The 22,157-nt window shown below is 38.5% G+C and carries 24 protein-coding genes, 4 tRNA genes and 1 riboswitch; of the genes, 12 read left to right on the top strand and 16 right to left on the bottom strand.

Annotated elements, in window-relative coordinates:
- Nucleotides 1–28 precede the first annotated feature (28 nt).
- Nucleotides 29–265 (top strand): acyl carrier protein, encoded by a 237-nt coding sequence (acpP, locus tag ACS125_RS08055; RefSeq protein ID WP_004641570.1) that lies wholly within the window; start codon nucleotides 29–31, stop codon nucleotides 263–265.
- Nucleotides 266–450: 185 nt separating this feature from the next.
- A complete protein-coding gene (lysM, locus tag ACS125_RS08060) occupies nucleotides 451–924 on the top strand; it encodes a peptidoglycan-binding protein LysM (protein WP_004794210.1) in 474 nt (157 codons plus the stop codon).
- Between the two features lie 43 nt (nucleotides 925–967).
- On the opposite strand, the gene ACS125_RS08065 is transcribed toward lysM, so the two are convergent.
- A complete protein-coding gene (locus ACS125_RS08065) occupies nucleotides 968–1,735 on the bottom strand; it encodes a hydroxymethylpyrimidine/phosphomethylpyrimidine kinase (RefSeq protein ID WP_049838163.1) in 768 nt (255 codons plus the stop codon).
- A 97-nt stretch (nucleotides 1,736–1,832) separates the two neighbouring features.
- On the opposite strand from ACS125_RS08065, the gene ACS125_RS08070 reads away from it, so the two are divergent.
- On the top strand, nucleotides 1,833–2,507 hold the full coding sequence (locus ACS125_RS08070; protein WP_443271430.1) for an HAD-IA family hydrolase: 675 nt from the start codon (nucleotides 1,833–1,835) through the stop codon (nucleotides 2,505–2,507).
- A gap of 59 nt (nucleotides 2,508–2,566) precedes the next feature.
- Here ACS125_RS08070 and ribB read toward each other — a convergent pair whose 3' ends face one another.
- A complete protein-coding gene (gene ribB, locus ACS125_RS08075) occupies nucleotides 2,567–3,226 on the bottom strand; it encodes a 3,4-dihydroxy-2-butanone-4-phosphate synthase (protein ID WP_443271432.1) in 660 nt (219 codons plus the stop codon).
- Nucleotides 3,227–3,317: 91 nt separating this feature from the next.
- Nucleotides 3,318–3,468, bottom strand: a riboswitch (FMN riboswitch).
- Between the two features lie 176 nt (nucleotides 3,469–3,644).
- Here ribB and ACS125_RS08080 point away from each other — a divergent pair.
- Entirely contained in the window at nucleotides 3,645–5,429 is a 1,785-nt protein-coding gene (locus tag ACS125_RS08080; RefSeq protein WP_443271434.1) for a DUF2157 domain-containing protein, read from the top strand.
- The gene (locus tag ACS125_RS08085; RefSeq protein WP_443271436.1) at nucleotides 5,426–5,977 is read left to right on the top strand and encodes a GDYXXLXY domain-containing protein; all 552 of its coding nucleotides are present in this window, start codon (nucleotides 5,426–5,428) and stop codon (nucleotides 5,975–5,977) included. Before ACS125_RS08080 ends, ACS125_RS08085 begins: the two co-directional genes overlap by 4 nt.
- Nucleotides 5,978–6,032: 55 nt before the next feature.
- Here the strand turns inward: ACS125_RS08085 and panD are convergent, their stop codons facing one another.
- The 11 genes from panD to ACS125_RS08140 form a co-directional block, all read right to left on the bottom strand.
- The gene (gene panD, locus ACS125_RS08090; RefSeq protein WP_002120296.1) at nucleotides 6,033–6,413 is read right to left on the bottom strand and encodes an aspartate 1-decarboxylase; all 381 of its coding nucleotides are present in this window, start codon (nucleotides 6,411–6,413) and stop codon (nucleotides 6,033–6,035) included.
- A gap of 131 nt (nucleotides 6,414–6,544) precedes the next feature.
- Nucleotides 6,545–7,126 (bottom strand): aminoacyl-tRNA hydrolase, encoded by a 582-nt coding sequence (pth, locus tag ACS125_RS08095; RefSeq protein ID WP_003653332.1) that lies wholly within the window; start codon nucleotides 7,124–7,126, stop codon nucleotides 6,545–6,547.
- A 20-nt stretch (nucleotides 7,127–7,146) separates the two neighbouring features.
- Nucleotides 7,147–7,443 (bottom strand): 50S ribosomal protein L25, encoded by a 297-nt coding sequence (gene rplY / locus ACS125_RS08100; protein WP_004794199.1) that lies wholly within the window; start codon nucleotides 7,441–7,443, stop codon nucleotides 7,147–7,149.
- A 96-nt stretch (nucleotides 7,444–7,539) separates the two neighbouring features.
- A complete protein-coding gene (locus tag ACS125_RS08105; RefSeq protein WP_002120445.1) occupies nucleotides 7,540–8,490 on the bottom strand; it encodes a ribose-phosphate pyrophosphokinase in 951 nt (316 codons plus the stop codon).
- A gap of 36 nt (nucleotides 8,491–8,526) precedes the next feature.
- Nucleotides 8,527–8,601, bottom strand: a tRNA-Gln gene (locus ACS125_RS08110).
- A gap of 91 nt (nucleotides 8,602–8,692) precedes the next feature.
- A tRNA-Gln gene (locus ACS125_RS08115) sits at nucleotides 8,693–8,767 on the bottom strand.
- 20 nt (nucleotides 8,768–8,787) lie between these two features.
- Nucleotides 8,788–8,862, bottom strand: a tRNA-Gln gene (locus ACS125_RS08120).
- Between the two features lie 26 nt (nucleotides 8,863–8,888).
- A tRNA-Gln gene (locus tag ACS125_RS08125) sits at nucleotides 8,889–8,963 on the bottom strand.
- Nucleotides 8,962–9,795 (bottom strand): 4-(cytidine 5'-diphospho)-2-C-methyl-D-erythritol kinase, encoded by an 834-nt coding sequence (ispE, locus tag ACS125_RS08130; RefSeq protein WP_443271440.1) that lies wholly within the window; start codon nucleotides 9,793–9,795, stop codon nucleotides 8,962–8,964. The genes ACS125_RS08125 and ispE overlap by 2 nt, the downstream gene beginning before the upstream one ends.
- Before the next feature lie 18 nt (nucleotides 9,796–9,813).
- A complete protein-coding gene (lolB, locus tag ACS125_RS08135) occupies nucleotides 9,814–10,392 on the bottom strand; it encodes a lipoprotein insertase outer membrane protein LolB (RefSeq protein WP_004794197.1) in 579 nt (192 codons plus the stop codon).
- A gap of 4 nt (nucleotides 10,393–10,396) precedes the next feature.
- Nucleotides 10,397–12,106, bottom strand: a complete 1,710-nt coding sequence (locus ACS125_RS08140) for a tetratricopeptide repeat protein (RefSeq protein ID WP_004794196.1) — start codon at nucleotides 12,104–12,106, stop codon at nucleotides 10,397–10,399.
- Nucleotides 12,107–12,194: 88 nt separating this feature from the next.
- Here ACS125_RS08140 and hemA point away from each other — a divergent pair, with 88 nt between their 5' ends.
- Entirely contained in the window at nucleotides 12,195–13,478 is a 1,284-nt protein-coding gene (gene hemA, locus ACS125_RS08145) for a glutamyl-tRNA reductase (protein ID WP_004794195.1), read from the top strand.
- On the opposite strand, the gene ACS125_RS08150 is transcribed toward hemA, so the two are convergent.
- Together ACS125_RS08150 and ACS125_RS08155 are read right to left on the bottom strand one after the other, a co-directional pair.
- The gene (locus ACS125_RS08150) at nucleotides 13,475–15,349 is read right to left on the bottom strand and encodes a DNA primase (protein WP_443271443.1); all 1,875 of its coding nucleotides are present in this window, start codon (nucleotides 15,347–15,349) and stop codon (nucleotides 13,475–13,477) included. The two genes, hemA and ACS125_RS08150, sit on opposite strands and share 4 nt — an antisense overlap.
- A 157-nt stretch (nucleotides 15,350–15,506) precedes the next feature.
- Nucleotides 15,507–16,670, bottom strand: a complete 1,164-nt coding sequence (locus tag ACS125_RS08155; protein WP_174727545.1) for an outer membrane protein assembly factor BamD — start codon at nucleotides 16,668–16,670, stop codon at nucleotides 15,507–15,509.
- Between the two features lie 71 nt (nucleotides 16,671–16,741).
- Between ACS125_RS08155 and rluD the strand changes: the two genes are divergently transcribed.
- From rluD to ACS125_RS08175, 4 genes are all read left to right on the top strand, one after another.
- The gene (rluD, locus tag ACS125_RS08160; RefSeq protein WP_443271446.1) at nucleotides 16,742–17,794 is read left to right on the top strand and encodes a 23S rRNA pseudouridine(1911/1915/1917) synthase RluD; all 1,053 of its coding nucleotides are present in this window, start codon (nucleotides 16,742–16,744) and stop codon (nucleotides 17,792–17,794) included.
- A gap of 10 nt (nucleotides 17,795–17,804) precedes the next feature.
- The gene (gene pgeF / locus ACS125_RS08165) at nucleotides 17,805–18,542 is read left to right on the top strand and encodes a peptidoglycan editing factor PgeF (protein ID WP_443271448.1); all 738 of its coding nucleotides are present in this window, start codon (nucleotides 17,805–17,807) and stop codon (nucleotides 18,540–18,542) included.
- A 194-nt stretch (nucleotides 18,543–18,736) separates the two neighbouring features.
- Nucleotides 18,737–19,288: a flavodoxin family protein gene (locus ACS125_RS08170; protein WP_443271450.1), complete on the top strand. Its 552-nt coding sequence runs from the start codon at nucleotides 18,737–18,739 to the stop codon at nucleotides 19,286–19,288.
- 154 nt (nucleotides 19,289–19,442) lie between these two features.
- On the top strand, nucleotides 19,443–20,714 hold the full coding sequence (locus ACS125_RS08175) for a hypothetical protein (RefSeq protein ID WP_443271452.1): 1,272 nt from the start codon (nucleotides 19,443–19,445) through the stop codon (nucleotides 20,712–20,714).
- A gap of 51 nt (nucleotides 20,715–20,765) precedes the next feature.
- Here ACS125_RS08175 and smpB read toward each other — a convergent pair whose 3' ends face one another.
- Nucleotides 20,766–21,242, bottom strand: a complete 477-nt coding sequence (smpB, locus tag ACS125_RS08180) for an SsrA-binding protein SmpB (protein WP_004641603.1) — start codon at nucleotides 21,240–21,242, stop codon at nucleotides 20,766–20,768.
- 134 nt (nucleotides 21,243–21,376) lie between these two features.
- On the opposite strand from smpB, the gene coaD reads away from it, so the two are divergent.
- Both coaD and ACS125_RS08190 read left to right on the top strand, forming a co-directional pair.
- Complete coding sequence (gene coaD / locus ACS125_RS08185; protein WP_004794188.1) at nucleotides 21,377–21,868, top strand: pantetheine-phosphate adenylyltransferase; 492 nt, start codon at nucleotides 21,377–21,379, stop codon at nucleotides 21,866–21,868.
- A gap of 1 nt (nucleotide 21,869) precedes the next feature.
- Complete coding sequence (locus ACS125_RS08190) at nucleotides 21,870–22,133, top strand: YfhL family 4Fe-4S dicluster ferredoxin (protein ID WP_004794186.1); 264 nt, start codon at nucleotides 21,870–21,872, stop codon at nucleotides 22,131–22,133.
- The last annotated feature ends 24 nt before the right edge of the window (nucleotides 22,134–22,157 follow it).

Below are 22,157 nucleotides of genomic sequence, written 5' to 3' on the forward strand. Positions count from 1 at the left end.
AACGCCACAAGCAATGAGGAGAATTCCTGTGAGCGATATCGAACTACGCGTTAAACAAGCGGTTGCAGAACAACTTGGTCTTAAAGCTGAAGAGATTAAAAACGAAGCATCTTTTATGGATGACTTAGGTGCTGACTCTTTAGATTTAGTTGAGCTTGTAATGTCTTTCGAAAATGACTTCGACATCACTATCCCTGATGAAGATTCTAACGAAATCACTACAGTTCAATCTGCAATTGACTATGTAACTAAAAAACTTGGTTAATTCGCATATTGCTGAATAAAAAGAAGGCCACCGTAAGGTGGCTTTTTTATTGGAGAAAAAATTTAAGAGATACATATTTTTACAAGATCAACCTCAATTGATAGCAGAGGCATAACTTTTTTGAAGTATAACAATAAAGGTCAGTTTAATGACTTTACTATAAACAATAATATGAGGACTAAAAGATGGGTCTTTTTGATTTTGTAAAAGGTATTGGTAAGAAAAATACCGCTCCTGCAGAACCACAACCAGCTCCGGCAACACCAGCAGAACCTTCTGCACAAGAAGTTGCAAATAAATTATTAGGTTTAATTAAAAGTTTAGGCTTAGGGGTAGAAGGCTTATCTGTAACCTATAATGGTGCTACAGATACTGCAATTATTAAAGGGCAGGTAAAAAGCCAAGCAGATAAAGAGAAAATTATTCTTATTGTTGGAAACATTGATCATGTGGCGCAAGTAGATGACCAGATGACTGTTGCAACTCCTGAACCGGAAAGTAAGTTCTATACAGTGAAATCTGGTGACAACCTTTCAAAAATTGCGAAAGAGTTGTACGGTGATGCAAATCAGTATCCAAAAATCTTTGAAGCAAATAAGCCAATGCTAAAAGATCCAGATGAGATCTTCCCTGGACAGGTTTTACGTATTCCTCAATAATTGAGAGTAATAAAAAAGGCGCTTTTGGCGCCTTTTTTTCTTTTTAGAATCTTTTTGGTATTTTTTGCCCATTTGGCACTGGAGTGTCAGCATTCTTTAAAACACCGAATAACCATGTTTCAGCATGCTGAACTGCAATTTTTAAAGAATCACCTAAAGCTAAACGACCAGCAATAAAACTAGCTAAAGAACAACCTGATCCATGATATTCGCCTTCAAGACGGGGGCAGCTACTACTCGCTGCAAGCTCACCATTAATATATAAACTATTTTTAATATGATCTGGTGTATCTTCGTGCCCACCTTTAACTAATACAGCTTTAGCACCCATTTCAAAAAGTTTTTTGGTTGCTTGGTCTAAGTCATCAGTACCTGTTAATGCACGTAATTCGACCGTGTTGGGAGTAATAATAGTAGCTAGGGGAATAAGCTCAACAAATGCTTTAACGAGAGTTGCTTGATCACCTAAAGAGCCACCACTGTTTGCCACCAAAACAGGATCAAGTACATATTGATAGTCAGGATGTGCGCGAAGAAATTCAGCTAGAGCAGCAATATTATCTGTAGTGCCAAGCATGCCTGACTTAACGCATTTAATTGGTAAATCACCAACAACGGCATTGGCTTGAGCTAATAAGAGTTCTTTTGAGGTTGCTTCGAAGCCAAATACTTGTTGTGAGTTCTGGATGGTAAGCGCTGTACATGCAATTGCTGCATGAGCACCACTTTGTCCAATCGCTTCAATATCAGCTTGTAAACCTGCACCACCTGAAGGGTCTAAACCCGAGAAACAAAGTACGGTTGGACGCACGGTTATTTCCTTTTCAATTTAAATTTACGTTAGTATAAGAGAGTTTGATTAAACTCTCGACCAATTGAATTAAATACTTTACTGGGTTAGTGATTGAATGGCTATAAAACATATTTTGATTGATTTAGATGGAACCCTAACAGACCCAAAAGTTGGTATCCATACTTCAATTCGCTATGCAATGGAAAAACTAGGCTATCCATTGGCTGCCGATTTAAATATTGACTGGACCATTGGCCCACCCTTAAAACCTTCACTCGCAAAATTGTTGGCCACTCAAGATGATGCTTTAGCTGAGCAAGCTCTACTCGCTTATCGTGAGCGTTTTTCAGTTACGGGCTTATTTGAAAATGAAGTATACCCATCTGTTGCAGAAACACTTAATGCATTGAAAAAAGAAGGGTATCGTTTATTTGTTGCCACTGCTAAACCAACGATTTATGCGAAAAGAATTTTAGATCATTTTGAATTAAGCCAATATTTTGTACATATTTATGGCAGTGAATTGACAGGTGAGCGCACCAATAAAGCTGAACTCATTCATTATATTCTTGAGCATGAGCAATTAAACCCAGAAGAATGCTTAATGGTAGGTGACCGTCAATATGATGTTTTAGGTGCACGTCATAATGGTATTGAGGCAGTCGCTGTGACTTATGGTTATGGAACAGCAGAGGAGCTTGCTCAAGCACAGCCAAAAGCAATGATTAATCAATTCTCTGAACTCTTGGACTATGTTGAAGAAGTAGCAGCACAAAAGAAAGTTTCTTAAATATTATTAAATTCTAATTTGTAGGTTTGGCTTTGTTATAAAGCCAAACCTTTTTTTATTTAAACACCATGTTGTTGGCGGTATTGAACAAGTTCTTCAATGGTAATCACAGTTAAGTGATGAGTTTGCGCATAAGCCAAAACTTGAATGCCTGATGCCATAGTGCCATCTGGGTTAGTCAATTCACATAACACACCAGCAGGTTTTAAACCGGCTAGTCTTGCGAGATCAATTGTTCCTTCAGTATGGCCACGTCGAGTAAGCACTCCGCCATTACGTGCACGTAATGGAAAAACGTGACCTGGACGATTAAGATCGCTTGGTACAGCACCATCTTTAATTGCAGTTTGAATAGTAGTAACACGGTCTTTAGCAGAAACACCTGTAGTAACACCTTGAGCTGCTTCAATGGTTACTGTGAAAGCGGTATGAAACTGGCTTGAGTTTTGAGAAACCATTGGTGGTAGTTCTAGATGATCTGCTAGCTCTTCTGTAAGGCATAAACATACGATACCCGAGCCATCACGAATCATGCGGGCCATTGTTTCTACCGTTAACGTTTCGGCTGCAACAATGAGATCAGCTTCATTTTCACGGTCAAAGTCATCCATAACCAATACAGGTTTGCCTTGACGGATATCTTCTAATGCTTGTTGAATGCGCTGCTCAGCAGGAGAGGGGGCTGAGAAAAAAAGTTCTGGTTGAATTAAGCTAGACATAATGAAACGCTCTCGTAAAAATACGGTTGAACATTTCAGGACTGATGTAAAAACAGGCTGGCACTGAAATAAAAACGGATTTATCCCAGTTCGTCGTCTTCTTTCATCCGGACTATACCGTCGGCTTTGGAGTTTCACCAAATCTGCTCAAATTACACAATTTAAGCTCGTGGGCTTGTTAATCTATTTATAAAAATTAACTTTACCACCGGTGGGGAATTACACCCCGCCCTGAAGCGATGGGTTTTATTATAGCGCGCTTGATAAAATTGGCTAGATGCTTTTATAGAATGCTAAGTTTCTTTAGGAATAAGTATTTTCATAAATAGAATTAGGCTTTTTAACAAGAGCTTACTTGTTGATATGAAAATGGAATGCTATGTTTTTTATAGAAAATTATAAATAAAATAGGTGTTTCATGCAGATAAGAGACGATTACCCTCTTACCAGTAGCTCATTTATTCAGCATCTCCATGTTTTCAGTTATATATTTATGGCGGTAAGTATTCTGTATTTAATTGCTGCTAACTGGTTGATGTTTCCAGACAGTATTCAACTCGCTATCCCGCCCGCTATATTAGTTGTCACAGCTTGGTTCAGCGTAAAAGATACTTTAGGTGATGGGGTTAGGCAGACTTTACATAGCGTTTGTGGTTTGATGATAGGCTTAAGTCTGGCTGTAATTGGACAAGTTTATCAAACTGGTGCAGACAGTTATTTGCTTTTTTTAATTTGGACATTGCTTTTACTACCGTGGCTATATCGACCGAATATTGGAATTTTTGGTGTAATTTGTATAACCAGCCAGCTCACACTTTTTTTATTTTTTAAACAGACTTTTTGGTCAGAAAAATTTCCTTATTTATATCTATTCTTTCTAAATTTATTAAGCCTTATTGAGTTTGGGGTGTGTATAAAGAAGTATCGTGCTTTAAGATTTGTTTTTATCACTTGGTTTGCCGTTATTTCAATCATTGGAATGATTCAATATCTATCGAATGAAAATATTCCTTATCTGATCTCGGCTTTCTTTTCAGGACTCATCGCTTTTTATTATTTTCTCAAAAAAGACGATCAGTTATGTGCCAGTTTAATGGCTGCTGTTCTTGGTGTGACAGCAACAATAGGGCTCGTAGATGGGATTAATAACTTATTTAAAGATTCTAATGAATTTATCTTTTTACTAATTGCGGGCATTATTTTTATTTGGTTTGCACTGATTAGTTATCTTTTAATAAAAATTTTTCGTCAAAGCCGCTTTTATGTCATTCCATTGGCAATTGGTGCTTGGCTTGCAGGTCTAGCACTTGCAGCTTTTACACTAGTGTTTTGGGAGGCGATTTCTTTAGTCATTGGAATTATTTTTGTTGGATTAGCTTTTATTCTTTTAAAGAAATCACAAAGCTATTTCCTTCGACAATTTGCTTATTGTTTATTTATTAGTGGACAGACTGCTTTCTTATTTCATCTTGGTTCAGAAACAGATCAAATTCTATGGGTTTTAATTGCACAGATTTTTATTCTATGTATCAGTTATTTTCTTAAACCGCATTGGTTCTTCATTTTAATTCAAATGCTTGCTACATATGGCATCGCTTTTGTCTATTTGCTACAACTAGACCATTCGTTGTGGTCAATACATTCTACTCAAACCTATTTAAATTTAACTTTGCTCAATTATTTTGTTTTTAGTTTGGTGCTCTTACCTAAGAGAAAGTCACTAGCTCTATATGAGCGTAGTATTTTTTTATGTGTGCTAGTCGTCATTCTAGTCGCTTCTTTTTTCGATACTTTTATGGGACTCGTTCCAGAAAATTCGATAGATCAACATAGGTGGGTTCTATATTTTCTGCCTAGTGTTTGGTTACTTTGCTTTAGTGTTTTTCATTTATATAGACAACTTCAGGGAATCACTTTTTTCGCTTTTTTAATTTTTGGCATATTGCTTATTACACTTGGCTATTTTGAAATTTTTATCCTGTTCATTATTTTAACGTGGGCATTAAAAAAGAAAGATTATATTGTTTATGGAGTTAGCTTGGCTGTATTAGTTTTAGTGTTCTGGCAGCTCTACTACAACTTACAAATAACTTTTCTAGCCAAAAGTGCCTCAATTTTTATTTCTGGTGCTGTTCTCTTGGCTCTGTCATGGCTACTTCATCGTGAAAATAAAGATGGTCTTGTTGAAGGAGAGAAAGAATGAAAAAGTATTTTTCTCTTATTCTTGCATTAACCACCATATTAATCTTTGTAGGATTAGTGGCAAAAAACGAATGGCATTTGCATCATAGTAAAAGTATTTTTATTGAGCTTAGACCAGTCGACCCGCGTTCAATTTTACAAGGTGACTATATGGCACTGGCTTATGAGTTAAATTTACAGTCTCTTAAAGCTCTTGCAAGAAGTGAGAGTGAGGCTCTAGATCAGGTAATTTTTAATCATCCTTCTGTTCCAGCAAAAGTTATTTTGGATTCACAAAATCGAGTAGTTCGTACAATTTTGGATAATAACAATTCATTTGTTGGGCAAAGTTTAATTTTAAAAAATCCTGAAAATCGTTTACAGGCTTTATATCCTGCTTCACGAAGTTTCTTGTTTGCCGAAGGTCTAGCTCAATGCTATCAGAAAGCAAAGTATGCTGAATTTAAGGTAAATACAAAAGGAGAGGCGATTCTGTTTGATTTGCGAGGAGAGGGGCTTCAACCATTAAACTGCAAACAGCAAAAGAACTGGTGGAAAGGAACGATTTAGGATTTATAAAATTATAAAAGCCCGTCAATGCGGGCTTTTTTATTCTTAGAAGAAGTTAGGCAACTTGAACAGGGATACAATTCGCTGTGTGGTTGACTGTATTATTTGGGTTTGCATAGACCAAACGTGGTTTATGAATGTTTGCTTCAGCTTCAGTAAAATCACCAAATGTAGCAATAATGACTAGATCACCAACGTCTGCTTGATGTGCAGCACCGCCGTTTACTGAAATAATTCCAGAGTTATCTTCACCACGAATCGCATAAGTCGTGAAGCGTTTGCCATTGGTTACATTCCAAACATGAATTTCTTCATATTCACGAATACCAGCTAAGTCCATCAATACGCCATCAATTGCACAAGAACCTTCATAGTGAAGTTCAGCATGGGTTACAACTGCGCGGTGAATTTTGCATTTTAATAAACGAGATAGCATGGCTAGCGTCTCCTGAGTAGACCTAAGATGTAGATCCTATGGTGAAATCTTTAGCTTTTGCGGTTGGCAAAGTGGCTGATGCGCATTTTGCTCCTAAAAAAGCAAGATAGCAAGCATGATTGTTCAACAATTTAAGTAGGTTTATATGCATTAATTTGATTCATGGCCTGTGGAACTTGTCCTTGAACAAGTAGTTTCACTTTAGAAAGGGCATGATCAATTGCTGCATCCATCAGACTTTGTTCACTACTTGGTGCTTTTCCAAGTACGTGACCTGAAACTCTTTCTTTTGAGCCAGGATGTCCGATACCAATACGTAAACGATGAAAATTTGGACCAATATGAGGGACAATGTCACGTAAACCGTTATGACCACCATGTCCACCGCCTGTTTTAAGACGAATTACACCAGGGTTCATATCAAGTTCATCATGAGCAATCAAAATTGCTTCGGGAGCAATTTGATAAAATTTTGCAAATGGAACTACACTTTGTCCAGAACGGTTCATAAATGTAGTAGGTAGAAGTAGACGGACATCGTGTCCTTCTATATTACCACGTCCACTGATTCCGTGAAATTTCGGATCATTTTTTAATGTAATGCCATATTTATTAGCAAGCTGTTCAATGAACCAAAAGCCTGCATTATGGCGGGTTTGGGCATATTCTGAACCAGGATTGCCCAAACCAACAATTAGCGAAATATTTGACACTAATCTACGCCTTTCAACACTTATGCGCGTTTAAAGTCAGCGTGCATAGGAGTGTTTTTAGATGGGTGACGTTGTAACGCTTGGATTTTAACGTTTTCAACTTTGTCGCCCACTTTGATTTCTACAACTTCTTCAAAGAAAGCATTGTTTTCTAAAGCTTTTACAAGCTCACGAAGTTCTAAAGTAATAGCTACAGGCTCAGCATTGCCACCATAAATGATAGCTGGAATTAATGCTTCGTGACGAAGGCGGCGGCTCGCACCTTTCCCTTGTTTGTCTTCAGCACGCGCTTGAGCGTTTAATACGAAGTTTGCCATGAGTAAATCCTCATTAAAGTTTAAATATACTAAACTTGCGACCAGTTTAGTGATAGAAAACCCCAGCCAAGGCCAGGGTTCATAAAAGCTGCGGTATTATAAACTATCGAACATCGCACTGATAGATTCTTCGTTATTAATACGACGAATCGTTTCAGCAACCATGCTAGCAACAGAAACCTGACGGATTTTGCCCAAGGTTAATGCTTCTTCAGAAAGAGGAATAGTGTCAGTGACAACCAATTCATCAATAACTGAATTACGTAAGTTTTCAATAGCCTTGCCAGAAAGTACAGGATGAGTTGCGTATGCAACTACACGGCGTGCACCAAATTGCTTAAGCGCATCAGCTGCTTTGCACAATGTACCGGCAGTATCAACCATGTCATCTACGATAACGCAATCACGATCTTTTACGTCACCAATTAAGTGCATAACTTGCGACTCATTGGCTTTTTGACGACGTTTGTCAATAATTGCTAAATCGATATCACCCATCTGTTTGGCAACGGCACGAGCACGTACTACACCACCAACGTCGGGAGAAACCACCATAAGGTTGTCATGCTGTTGTTGACGTAAGTCAGCAAGCAAAGCAGGAGTACCGTAGATGTTGTCGACTGGAATATCGAAGAAACCCTGAATTTGGTCAGCATGTAAGTCAATCATTACGACACGATCAATACCAACAGTGGTAAGCATGTCTGCAACAACTTTAGCTGTAATCGGTACACGTGCAGAACGTGGACGACGGTCTTGGCGAGCATAACCAAAATAAGGGATAACAGCGGTAATACGACCAGCACTTGCACGACGCAAAGCGTCTGCCATAACCAGGATTTCCATAAGGTTATCATTGGTAGGGGCACAAGTAGGCTGAACGATAAATACGTCTTTACCACGAACATTTTCAGTAATTTCTACTGAAATTTCTCCATCAGAAAAGTGACCGACTGATGCAGCACCTAGAGGGATATGTAAGTGACTTACGACTTTTTGAGCGAACTGTGGATGAGCATTTCCACTAAAAACGACAAGATTGGGCATGAAGCACCCTTGGCGGTTGGTATGTAATTAAATAGATGGCAGGGGCGGCTGGATTCGAACCAACGGATGCCGAGATCAAAACCCGGTGCCTTACCACTTGGCGACGCCCCTAATGCGGCAGAACTTTAATATTTTTGCAATGCAATGTCAAGATTAATCAACAAAAAGCATAGCAATTAAGTCTGTCTTTAAAATAAGAGAATGGCAGGGGCGGCTGGATTCGAACCAACGGATGCCGAGATCAAAACCCGGTGCCTTACCACTTGGCGACGCCCCTAAATTCGATGATATATATGATGGCAGGGGCGGCTGGATTCGAACCAACGGATGCCGAGATCAAAACCCGGTGCCTTACCACTTGGCGACGCCCCTAATATAATCATCATTACAGGTGAGGTTGGCAGGGGCGGCTGGATTCGAACCAACGGATGCCGAGATCAAAACCCGGTGCCTTACCACTTGGCGACGCCCCTAACGTGTAACCTTAAAATGATTAAGAGGAGATTCTTTTAAACTATTTACCAAGTAAGATTTACAAGGTGAATGGTTAAGAATTTCATCAATATTCATTTCATTCGTTACTTCAATAAAAACACAAGCACCTGTACCTGTAAGCTTTGCTTGACCAAACTGGTCTAAATATCGCATTGCTTCTTCTACTTCAGGGTATAACTGCCGAGCTAATGGCTCAAAGTTATTTCCAAAATTAGAAGGTTCTAACTGATAGGCGCAAAATTTAGTGGTCTTAGAGTCTCTTGTCAATGTTTTTTGTGAAAAAAGCAATTGAGTGCTGATAAAACAATCAGGTTTTAAAATAATGAACTGTTTTTGATCTAAGTCTATGAATGATAAATGTTCACCAATACCTTCAGCCCATGCATTTTTACCATAAATAAAAATAGGAACATCGGCACCAAGCTTAACGCCATAGTCCGCAAGTTGTTCTTGATTTAGTCCACATTCCCATAATTGATTTAACACAATCAGGGTTGTGGCAGCATTGGATGAACCTCCGCCCAGACCTGCACCCATTGGAATATTTTTTTCAATTTTGATGTGGAGACCGCAGAATTTTTTTGCATGCGATCTTAGTAGTTGAGCAGCCCGATAAATCAGGTTTTCTTCAGGTTTGACTTCACTCAATCCATCAATTTCGATTTGTTCATCCAAAGTCGGCGTAAATATCATCCAGTCATATAAATCAATAAGTTGGAAAATGGTTTGTAACTCATGATAACCATTTTCGCGTCGGCCTGTAATATGCAAAAACAGGTTGAGCTTAGCTGGAGAAGGAACTCGAATCATAGATTTATATAATTAGACTTAGCGGTTTTGGATGACCATTGTAATACGGTTTTCTTTATCTTCAGCAAGAGCTTGCTTTAAAACCAGTTTGTTTGGCAAAGTTTGTTCGCCATCATAGCTAAAATTAACTGTCCAGCCATCTTCAATCAGTTGGTTTACACGATTTTCGCTATCTTTACTGATCTGAGCACTTAAAGTTGCAGGTTTGGCCAAAATCCAACTCGTTAAATGAGTAATTGGTGCTTGCCAACCAGTTGCGCGCTCTAAAAGCTCTTCTGGAGAGGCTGCAGTAATTAATCCAGTTTTCGCACTATTTAACTTCACTTCACCGGGTTTACCTTGAATTTGAGTTTTTCCTACACCTAAAATACCGCTTAATTCAATATCAAAATTATCTTGTTGTTGAACCCATGTGAAAAAAGCACTACCAGTTTGCTGTGGTGTGCGAACCCCGATTTTACCTTGTAAATTAAAGTGTTTTTCATCTTGAACTTGCTGGGTAACCGCAGGTTTTGGTTGAGTAAAATGCTGACAACCGGTTAGAAATAATACACTTGATCCACAGATCGCTGTGCACAGTTGGGCAAATTTGCTCATATATTTAACTCTTTTTTGCAGATGTAGGTAAAATTAACGCATCAAGCTGTTGTAATTGTGGATCATTGGCATGTTTTTGTTTCAGTTGTTGTAACACAGCGCTAAATTGAGTTAATGATCCTTGCATATACAATGCTTTAGCATAGCGAACGCCAATATTTATATTGTGACTAAGTTCATAAGCTTTGCCTAAAGCCTCTGCCGCGGCTTCATAATCATTCTGCAAAAATGCGATATACCCCAGCGTATCAAGAATTGAGGCCTGTTCCGGCGCATATTCTAAAGCTTGTTCTGCATATTGACGTGCTTCTTTTAGCCGACGGTTTTGTAGGGCTAGTGTATAAGCATATGCATTGAGGTAAGTTGGACTGTTAGGTTCAAGTTGTAATAATTGCTTTAATGTTTTGTCGAGTTTATCTCGGTCAGTATATGGATCAAGTAGTAAAACTTCTGCGTAAATGAGTTCAGGATCATCGGGTAAATTCTTTATCGCTTCATCTAATAAATTTAATGCAGCTTTTTTATTGCCCATTTTCTTTAAGATTTCAGCTTGAGCTTGATATAAGAAACTTGCATGTTGGGGATAATTTACGCGTTCTTGCGTGAGGAACCGTAAAGCATCATGTAAATTTTCTTGTTTATCATATATTGCAATCAGATTACGTCTGGAAACTACATATAAGCTGCCATCGACTAAACGATAGTAAGCTTTTGCGGTTTCATAATGTTGTTTACGTTCTGCATTAATTGCCAAGTAGTAATAGGCTTCATTTTGATATTTTGCAGAGTTTCGTAGATCAACAAGATATTGTTCTGCTTTGTCATATTGCTTTAAATCGATACTGGTTAAGCCTGCAATAAACAATGCTTCTTCAGCTTTAGGATTAGCTTCTATAACGTTTTCGAGCTTTTCTAACGCAAGTTGAGATTGATTAATTTGAATGAGATAGCGGATTTCAGCTAAACGAATATCTAAATTTTTCTTATATTTACGGCTGGACTTTGCATACCATTTAAGCGCACCTTCTTGATCGCTCAGAGCAATGAGCAGGTTCGCTTTCATTAAAATAAAGCTCGTCACTTTAGGGCGTCGGCGTAATGCCTTGTTGATGTTGGTTAGAGCAGATTCCAATTGGCCATTTTGGGCTTCTAAGTTGGCGATGAGTGCTAAAATAGAAGGGTTGTCTTTTTCAGCACTAGAGCGTAAAGCTGTTAATAGTACATCTCGATCTTGAGCATTTTCCGGAGCAATACTTGCTAAAATTTGTTCTAAATCAGCAGTCGGATCTATTTTTAAAATTTTATCTAATGTTTCAGCGGCAAGCTGGTATTCATGTGTTTTTAAAGCAATATGTGACAAATAGAATAAAGCTGGCACATCTTTAGGCTCTTGAGCTACCCAATGTGTAGCAATATTTAAAGCGGCTTGTAAGTCATTATATTCAAGAGCAACGTCTAAAGCTCGCTGTTTAATTGAAGTAGAGTTACTTTTAATTGCGAGGACTGTGTAATTATGCAAAGCGTTAGGAATATCATCATAAGCCAGAGCAAATTCAGCGACCATAGTTTGTTCTAAGGCCTGATCAAATGAATGCACGGCATAGGTCTCTTGCACAGGACGTGCATAGACATGCGAGGACATGCTACCTAACAATAAGAATGTGGTAGAATACTGTCTTATCGAAGCACCGTTAAAATTAATACGGCTATTCATTTGACGCAATTTTTATTGATCCAAAGTAATGCTTTTTATGACACCGATGTTGCACAATAGCATAAATTTAGCGAAATGATGATCTGATATGTCTTTCTTTGCATTGGGTGTCAACCATCAAACAGCTTCTGTCGAACTCCGCGAAAAAATTGCTTTCAATGCAGAGCGATTAAGTCGTTTGCTTGCCGAACAAAACCATCACCAGAACTTAAAGGATTTGGTGGTCGTCTCGACGTGTAACCGCACAGAAGTGTATGCCATGGCAGAAAATGCCGAAAGCCTTCTAAAATGGTTAGCCGATGCCAATAATATTGATGTACAGCACTTAATTCATCATGTTTATCGTTACGAGAACACGCAGGCAATTACACATTTAATGCGAGTAGCGAGTGGTCTAGATTCTCTCATGCTGGGGGAGCCGCAAATTTTAGGGCAGGTTAAAAGTGCTTTAGCATTGTCTAAAGAAGCTCAAACGGTCTCTCCTGAATTAAACAGTGTTTTTGAATATGCTTTTTATGCTGCTAAACGTGTACGTTCCGAAACGGCAGTAGGTAGTCATGCAGTTTCGATGGGGTATGCCGTTGCACAATTAGCTTTACAAGTCTTTAGTAAGCCCGAAAAACTTACTGTAATGGTCGTTGCAGCAGGTGAAATGAATAGTTTGGTTGCTAAGCATCTGGCTGAAATGGGTGTTGCCAAAATTATTATTTGTAACCGTAGCCGTGAGCGTGCTGACCAATTGGCTCAAGAGATTTCACATCAAGTTGAAGTTGAAATTATTGATTTTTCAGCATTGGCTGAAAACTTATATCGTGCTGATGTTGTGTCGAGTTGTACTGGTAGCTTATATCAAGTTATTGCCTATCCAGATGTTAAGGCTGCATTAAAGAAACGTCGCTATCAACAAATGTTAATGGTTGATTTAGCTGTACCTCGTGATATAGATCCTAAAGTTGAAGCGCTTGATGGGGTCTATTTGTATGGGGTTGATGATTTACAAAGTGTGATTGATGAAAACCTTGCTCAACGACGTCAGGCCGCTGTTGAAGCAGAAGTTATGGTTAATCAGTTAGCTACCCAGCTTATTACTCATCAAAAAGTTAAAGAGGCAGGTAGTACAATTCATGCTTACCGCCAACATAGTGAAGAAATTAGTCAACAAGAGCTTACGCACGCATTAGAGGCTTTGCATCATGGTGAAAATGCTGAACAAGTATTACAGCAATTCGCGCATCGTTTGACGCAAAAGCTTATGCATCCGACATCTATTTTGCTACGCGAAGCTGCCAAGGCAGAAAATCCTGATTATTTAGAATGGCTACAACAGCATTTACAGGATGTCTTTGATCATGAGCGTAAGCCAAAACATTAAGACAACAGCCTTAAACTAATTTGTTTTGTTAGTTCATTGAGTTGCTGTCTTAGATTTCTTGATTCAATCAGAGAAATCGGTGACTTAAGCTTTTGACGTAAATATCTTTCTTTTAAGCCTAACGCATATTCTTGAGCTAACTTGTCAGCCACTTCAGGTGCTTGAGTTAATGCCTGTATATTGGTTCTTTGCATAATATCTGCAATTTCATGGCAATAACTGCTGCATGCACCTAAAACATAATAAGTTGCTAGCTCTTGGTCATCAGGCAATTCATCAAATATACGGTTTAAAGTTGCTAATATTTTTGCCAATAACTCATCTTGGGGAATATAGGCACGTAATCCTTCAAAATGAATATAAAGGAATGGATGGTGCATCAAAATTGCGACAGCAAAGTCTTCATCTTTCGTTTGAATATTAAATGATAACGATGCATCGTGACTAACTTGTGGGGTAAAACGTTTACCTAGTCCGAGTTTTTCACGGAAAGATTGATTAAGTAAATAACGAAAAGAGCCCTGTTTGGGTAATAGTTCAGTTAGTTCCCTGAGTTCACCCATGACCAAGCTTTTGCCTTCAGGAGTGCTAATGTCGTGCTGACCTGTTAAATGGGCAAACACAAAATCAGACAAAAGAGGGGCCTGTTGTAATAGTTTCTGGAAATTTTCAAGCCCTTCACGACGGATAAGAGAGTCCGGATCGTGGTCATTTGGTAGAACAAAAAATTTGAGTTCACGGCCATCATTGAGAAGTGGTAAAGCAATTTCTAATGTTCTGCGTGCTGCTTTTTGACCCGCAGCATCACCGTCAAAAGCAATGGTAATTCGGCTATTTTGTTTAAATAAAATATTAAGATGTTCTGTATTACTTGCAGTCCCTAAAGTTGCAACAGCTCCTGTAATGCCATATTGCTGAAGCGCAATGACATCCATGTAGCCTTCAACCATTAACCAGTCGCTAGACTTAAGTTTTCTACCTTCATAAAGTCCGTAAAGTAGCTGATTCTTGTGAAAGACCTCTGAGTCAGGTGAGTTGATGTATTTAGGTTTGATTTCATCATTTAAGGCACGTCCACCAAAACCAACGACGCGGCCTTTAGGATCTCGAATCGGGAAAATGACACGGTCACGTAATAAGTCAAAATCACGCCCATTATCGCTTGAACGAATAAGTCCAAGTTGTTTTAAACCATCAATATCATACGGAAAAGCTTTTTCTAAGTGTTGCCAGTCTTCTGGTGCATAGCCCAAGCGCCAAAACTGAATAGTCTGATTAGTTAAGCCACGTTGTTTAAAGTAGTTTTTTGCCTTTTGACTATTAGGTAATTGGTGCTCATAGAACTGGGCAACATTTTCCAGTAAGTCATATAAATTACCTTCTTGAACTGGCTCATCAAAACTAAAAGGCTGCTCAAACTGAGCAAATGGGTCATCAAAAAATACAGGTTCAAGCGTGTTATAGCTTTCATCAATTGGTTGTTGTGGAGTTGGAGTTACAGGCTCCGCCGTATTTGTTTTAGCAACTGGTGGTTTCGTAACCTGACGGGTATAAGACAGCTTTTTATTTTCAGTATTATCTTTCGGTAGTTCGACTCCAGCGCTACTCGATAACTCCTTCATGACATCTATAAAATTTCGGTTATCGATGTCCATAAGAAAACGGATCGCGTTCCCGTTAGCCTGACAACCAAAGCAGTGATAATACTGCTTGTCGCGGTAGACATGGAACGATGGCGTTTTTTCTTGATGAAAAGGGCAACAGCCGGAATATGTACGTCCCGTCTTTTTCAGTTTCACACGTTGACCAATCAGATCGACAATATCTGTGCGATCTAAAATCTGATCAATCGTATGTTGTGGAATTGCCATAATTCAGATAACCGTATTAAAACTGATGAGAGAGTGAGTCAGAATATTCTGACATGATGAGGCAAGATCTACACAATAAATATTTTAATATTTTATAAAAACAAACAGGCAAGTGGTATCACTTGCCTGTTTATTGGTGCTTTTTAAAATTTGTAACTTATTGAGCAGCGTCGCTAGTACCTTGCGTTGCATCATCTGACTGAGTGTCAGTCGATACATCTGTAGAGCTAACAGCTGGAGCAACAGTTGTATTTTCTGCTGGTTGTGGCTCAGGTTTATCTAATAAACCGAAGCTTAAACGATTTGTCCAACTACGTTCTGACTTTGGAGCTTCAACAGTTGTTTTTTCTGGTTCTTCAGTTTCTTCTTTATCTGAATTACCAATTAAACCAAAGCTTACGCGATTGAGGAAACCACGTTTTGGAGCTTCAGCTTCAGCTGTGCTTTCTGGAGTTGCAGCCGTAGATTCACGACCGAAAATACCCAGAGTCGCACGGTTAATCCAGTTACCTTCTTTACGAGCAGCACGCATGTTAACTGTGCCGTCTTTTTTCACCAAGTTAGGGTAATTAAGCTTTAAAACTTCAATATATTGTTGTGAAGTCGCTTTATCACCTAATTGGTTATAGCTATATGCCAAAGTCGCTAATGCTTCTGGAACTTGAGGAGTTTGTGGATAGTGTTCAATTACCCATTGCGAACGCTCGGCAGCTGCGATCCAAGCTTTACGTTTAACGTTAAAACGTGCAGCAGTCATTTCATTTTCAGCAAGTTCTTGCCCAATGAACTTCATACGCTGAGCAGCATCAACAGAGTATTGGCTACTTGGGAAACGACGAATTAAATCAACAAAGTTCTGATAAGCAACTTTCAAATAACTCACATCACGATGAGATTGTTGCAGAGATGTATAGCGCATCAAACTGTCGTAGTTTTGCTCCATATTCGATACAGCACGAACATAGTAAGCATAATCTACATTTGGATGTTGAGGATTTAAACGAATAAAACGTTCTGCTAAGGCAATCGCGCCTTCATAATCTTTTTGTTTAAATTTTGAATATAGAAGTTCAAGTTGTGCTTGTTGTGCGTATTGTCCAGTCGGATAATAAGTATCGATTGCTTCTAAAGACTTGGTCGCATCAAGATATTGACCGCGGTCAAGCGACTTTTGGGCCTTTTCGAAGTAAGCTTGTTCACTAGATTGTGGGCCACTATCGACCACTTCTTTTTTACTTGGATTGCTGCTACAGCCCACAAATGCAGATGCTACACCTAAAGATAAGGCAAGCATCGTAATTTTATAACGTGGTAGCGACATAAAAACTCCTCTGTTATGTTGGGCAATGAGCTACAATTGCGCTATTAAACCACTTTTATCTCAATGATCAAATGACTTCAGCACAATCTTCAAACACAAACTTATCTGAAACCGACTTCAATTTACTTGAAGATTCTGAGGATGCAGATAACCATACTTCTGATACAACTGCAACACGTTTATCGTTGCAAGTTCAGTTAGATGAAACCTATCTGGGACAACGTATCGATCAGGTTGCGGCCTTGGTGTGGAATGAGTTTTCACGTGAAAAACTTAAACAATGGTTGAAGGATGGCCATCTGTTGGTGAATGGTAACATTGTCAAACCTAAGCACCGTTGTGAAGGGACAGAGCTTCTTACACTCGAAGTTGAGCTCGAAGCGCAGACCACAAGTCAACCTGAGAATATTCCACTTAATATTGTTTATGAAGATGACGACATTTTAGTCATTAATAAACCAGTAGGCATGGTAGTACATCCAGGGGCAGGCAATAGTTCTGGAACTTTAGTGAATGCCTTGCTTTATCATTTCCCAAAATTGTCGGAACTGTCGCGTGCGGGTTTAGTACATCGTATTGATAAAGATACAAGCGGTTTGTTAGTTGTTGCTAAGAGCCTTGAAGCACAATTTTCCTTAAGTAAACAGTTGGCAAATAAATCGGTTTACCGTGTATATGACCTAGTTGTTTATGGAAATATTATTGCTGGCGGTACGATTGATGAACCGATTAAACGTCATCCAGTTGATCGTGTGAAAATGGCAATTCTACCGGGCGGACGAGATGCGGTAACCCACTATAATGTGAAAGAACGCTTTAAAGATTTTACTCGTGTACAAGCTCGTCTTGAAACAGGCCGAACTCATCAGATTCGTGTGCATTTTAGTTATATCGGCTATGGACTGATCGGTGATCAGATTTATATGAACCGTGTACGTGTACCTGCTGGAGCATCTGAATTACTCATTGAAACTTTACGCGGCTTTAAGCGCCAAGCTTTACATGCCGCTAAATTAGGTTTAAAGCATCCTCGCACAGGTGAGGAAATGACATTTGAAGCGCCGTGGCCTGAAGATTTTACGCATTTAGTAAACGTATTGCGTACCGAAAACGCAGCCTACTAAGGAACTTAATATGGAATTTGTTCAAGGATTACCTCAAGGCGTATATGTGGGGCAGACACATGTTCAACATCCATTGACATTACCAACAAAGCATCCTGAATTATCAGGTTTCAATCTAGCTTTACATGTCAACGATGATGCAGCACGCGTACAGCAGCATCGAATGATATTGTTAGATGAGTTTGCTCAGTTTGGGGTCAAAAAGATGACATGGATGACTCAAACACATAGTACGATTTGCCATACAGTAAATGAACAAATTCCTTTTAAGGCTTTAATCGGTGATGGTTTGGTCACTCAAACCAAAGGTCATGCTCTAATGATGATGACCGCGGATTGTTTACCTGTTGTGTTAGGTAATGCCGAAGGTACCGAAGTCGCAAACTTACATGCGGGTTGGCGTGGTTTAGCAGGTGGCATTATTGAAAATACAGTTGCCGCTATGCAAAATCCTCCAACTTGGGCATGGATGGGGGCTGCCATTAGCCAACCTTGTTTTGAAATTGGAGCTGAAGTAAAGGCTGCTTTTTGTGATAAGTATCCTGAGTTGGAAACAGCCTTTGCTGATGGCGTGTCCCCAGACAAGTTTCATGCAGATTTATATGCCATTGCACGTTTTATTTTGCAGAGTCTAGGTGTGAAACAGGTTGTAGGTGGAGACCAATGTTCATATCAACAGAGCGATGAATATTTTTCTTATCGCCGTGATGCGAAGACTGGACGTATGGCTACTTTTGTTTTTATGTAGGTTTGATAACTATTAGTAAAAGGCGCTCTTATTTTGTACTTAATTAAGCAAAATAGGATCGTCTTTACTTTAATTTTTTAAACAGCTCTTTCATGAGATATAAGAAAAAACTTAAATTTCATATTTATAGATGACGGTTTAGCAAGTGCTAATAAAATGATAAAATAGAAAAAATCGCACAAAACTTTACTCTTATGTCTTTGCCTGAAAAACATCTCTCTATTGTTTACCATAGTCCATATGGTCACACTGCAAAAGTTGCTGCGGCTATTGCTGCTGGTGCAGAGGTGATGGGAGTCAAAGTACATTTAATGAATATTGAACATATTGATTGGGATGCGCTTGATGCTTCGCAGGGCATTATTTTCGGATCACCAACTTATATGGGAAGTATGACTGCCGACTTTAAAAAGTTTATGGACAGTACCTCTAAGCGTTGGAAAGAACGATTATGGCAAGGCAAGCTAGCAGCTGGCTTTGCAAATTCGGGCGGATTGAGTGGCGATAAACTAGCTGTATTACAGCAATTAAATATCTTTGCCATGCAACATGGCATGTTGTGGTCAGGTTTGCCTTTAATGACCACAGGCCATAGTGAAAAAGATTTAAACCGATTATCGAGTTGTTTAGGTCTAATGACACAATCAGATAATGCCCCTGTTGAAGTTACTCCCCCACAAGGTGACTTGGATACAGCTAAATGGTTTGGTGAATATATTGCTGGAGTACTTTATCGCATAAGTTAAAATAAGCAATTGATTTTATACAAATAAATATTTAATTTTTAATCTAATTACAAAAAAGTTGTATTTTTTTTTGTTCTTTTTTGATTATTTTTTACCAAATGGTTTATTTGGACAATGATGTCTAAATCCTAATAAATAAAAAAATGGAATAATCATGAAAATTTTTTTAACAGCTCTTTGTCTATGTTGGGCTACCTTAAGCTACGCTAATTTAGAATCTGCAAATCTTGTTCCACTCAGTGATTCAGAACTTTCTAAAGTTGAAGCTCAGGCATTATTTTCATTTACCTATACCGACCCAAAACAAGCTGATGCTTCAATGAATCAGCAAAATATTGGCTTTTATAAATTGGGTTTAGAAGCAAATCTCGAATTAAATGCCAATGTTAATAAGTTGCAGTTAGGATGTGGAGGCGTAAACGGTTTAGGTGGATGTGACATTGATATTGATAACTTAAGCTTAAGTGGTTTAAGTGATACGAGTGATGGACGTGCTTCATCTTCTGCAATTTTTAGTAATCCCTTTATTGAATTTGCAATTAAAAATCCAGATAGTGCAGCATTAAGAGAAATTAAAGGTTTTCGTTTAAGTGCTGAAAAGGTTATGGGACTGCTGACTATGGGACTTGAAAATTCAGAAACACCAAATGGAATTAATAGCTTAAGTGGTTACATGAAAATTAAAGATACCACTGGTTTAGCTTATACCGCTGCTCGTAATATGTCTTATCAAGATACAGGCAAGACCATTGATGGGACTGTTAATGCATGTATCGGAATTTGTATTCCTTTAGGGTTTAACTCGTCTGATTATAATTTGCAATTACAACAGACCACTGCACCTATTGTTATTAATGGACAAGTTATATCTGGTTCACGAATGAATAATGTCATGCTAAACGGGGTGGCAAATATTGATCAGCTTAATTTCTCAGGAGATTTGAAAGCTTCTATTAATGCCGCACTGGGTTTATTAAATTTACAAAAAAATGTAACGGGTAGTATTACCGGATTAAGAGCCGCACTCACAGTCGATCAAAACTTAGGGTTTATTCATAAAATTGAATTAAACAATCCTTTCTCACTTTCTTTGCAAGGCCAACAAATATTTTGGCCAGGTGCAGATGCAGCAGCAGAACGGGGGTGGTGGATGGCTTTTGATGATGAAATTGATATTGGCAATGTGACGCCAAGTAAACAAATTGAGATAATCAATGATGTTTTAAAACAAGTGGTTGATCCGATTAGTGCTTATTTAACTGCAAATCCTGTGAGATGTAATCTTTTAAATTGTTTGTTTGGTGAAGACTTAGCAGTAGGAGAAGTTAAATTACCAAATACAATTGTGAATTTCCCATTGAAAGATTTACAACTTAAAAATCAATCTTTTGCTCCAAACTGTTATGGGAATTTAAAATTTTGCTAAATTAAAACTGATATAAAAAAACCTTTAAAGTTAACTTTAAAGGTTTTTTTATTACTTATGAAATATGCGAGCTTTATCACGCTGCCAGTCACGGTCTTTTTCAGTTGCGCGTTTGTCATGAAGCTGTTTACCCTTCACAAGCGCAATTTCTAGTTTAACCAAGTGACCTTTCCAATAACACGCCAAAGGAACACATGAGTAACCTTTCTGGTTAACTGCACCCATTAGGTGTTCAAGCTGACGTCGGGAAAGCAATAATTTACGTGTACGTGTTGCTTCTGGTACAACATGGGTCGAAGCCGATAATAATGGCTGAATTTGTGAGCCAAGTAAAAATGCTTCACCATTTTTGAAAATGACATAACTTTCGGTCAGGGTCATACGCCCAGCACGTAAGGATTTTACTTCCCAACCTTGAAGTGACATGCCTGCTTCAAATTTTTCTTCGATAAAATAATCATGACGGGCACGTTTATTTTGTGCGATTGTTCCGCCATTATGTTTTTTCACTACTGTTGCTTTCGCCATAATTCAAACTTCCACAATTATGCCTATTGTGCCGTAAACTGATGCTAAGGTGAAGTTTTTCCTGCACGTGAATATTTCGCCTCATGTATAACTTTTGCTAAAATAGGTTCACAATACAATTAGAGTACTAGCGGATGTCTAAAACGCGTGTAATTTATCCTGGAACATTTGACCCCATCACGAATGGCCACGTTGATTTAGTTACTAGAGCATCAAGAATGTTTGATGAGGTTGTAGTAGCGATTGCAATTGGACATCATAAAAATCCTTTGTTCAGTTTAGAAGAGAGAGTTGAACTTGCACAATCATCTTTAGGTCACTTATCAAATGTTGAGTTTGTAGGCTTTGATGGTTTACTGGTTAATTTTTTTAAAGAGCAAAAGGCAACAGCAGTACTTCGTGGTTTAAGAGCAGTTTCTGACTTTGAATATGAATTTCAACTTGCCAATATGAATCGTCAGCTTGATCCACATTTTGAAGCGGTGTTCTTAACACCATCTGAACAGTATTCTTTTATTTCTTCGACATTGATTCGGGAAATTGCTCGTTTAAAAGGGGATGTGACCAAGTTTGTTCCGCAAGCTGTGGTTGAGGCCTTTGAACGTAAACATCAACAAGGTTGGTAACGTGTCGTTATATATCACCGATGAATGCATAAACTGTGATGTTTGTGAACCAGTTTGCCCCAATGAAGCAATTTTTATGGGTGAAGTGATTTATGAAATTCATCCAGATTTGTGTACTGAGTGCGTTGGTCATCATGACCAACCGCAATGTCAGTTGTTTTGTCCTGTAGATTGTATTCCTAAAGATCCACAGCATGAGGAAACAGAAGAACAGCTCTTCGACAAATATAAAAAATTAATTGCTCAAAAAAGCACGAGCAATTAGTAAATAAATTTGTTAATATGCGCC

Origin of the sequence: Acinetobacter sp. PFS20 (genome assembly GCF_052261015.1) — a bacterium.
GTDB lineage: Bacteria > Pseudomonadota > Gammaproteobacteria > Pseudomonadales > Moraxellaceae > Acinetobacter.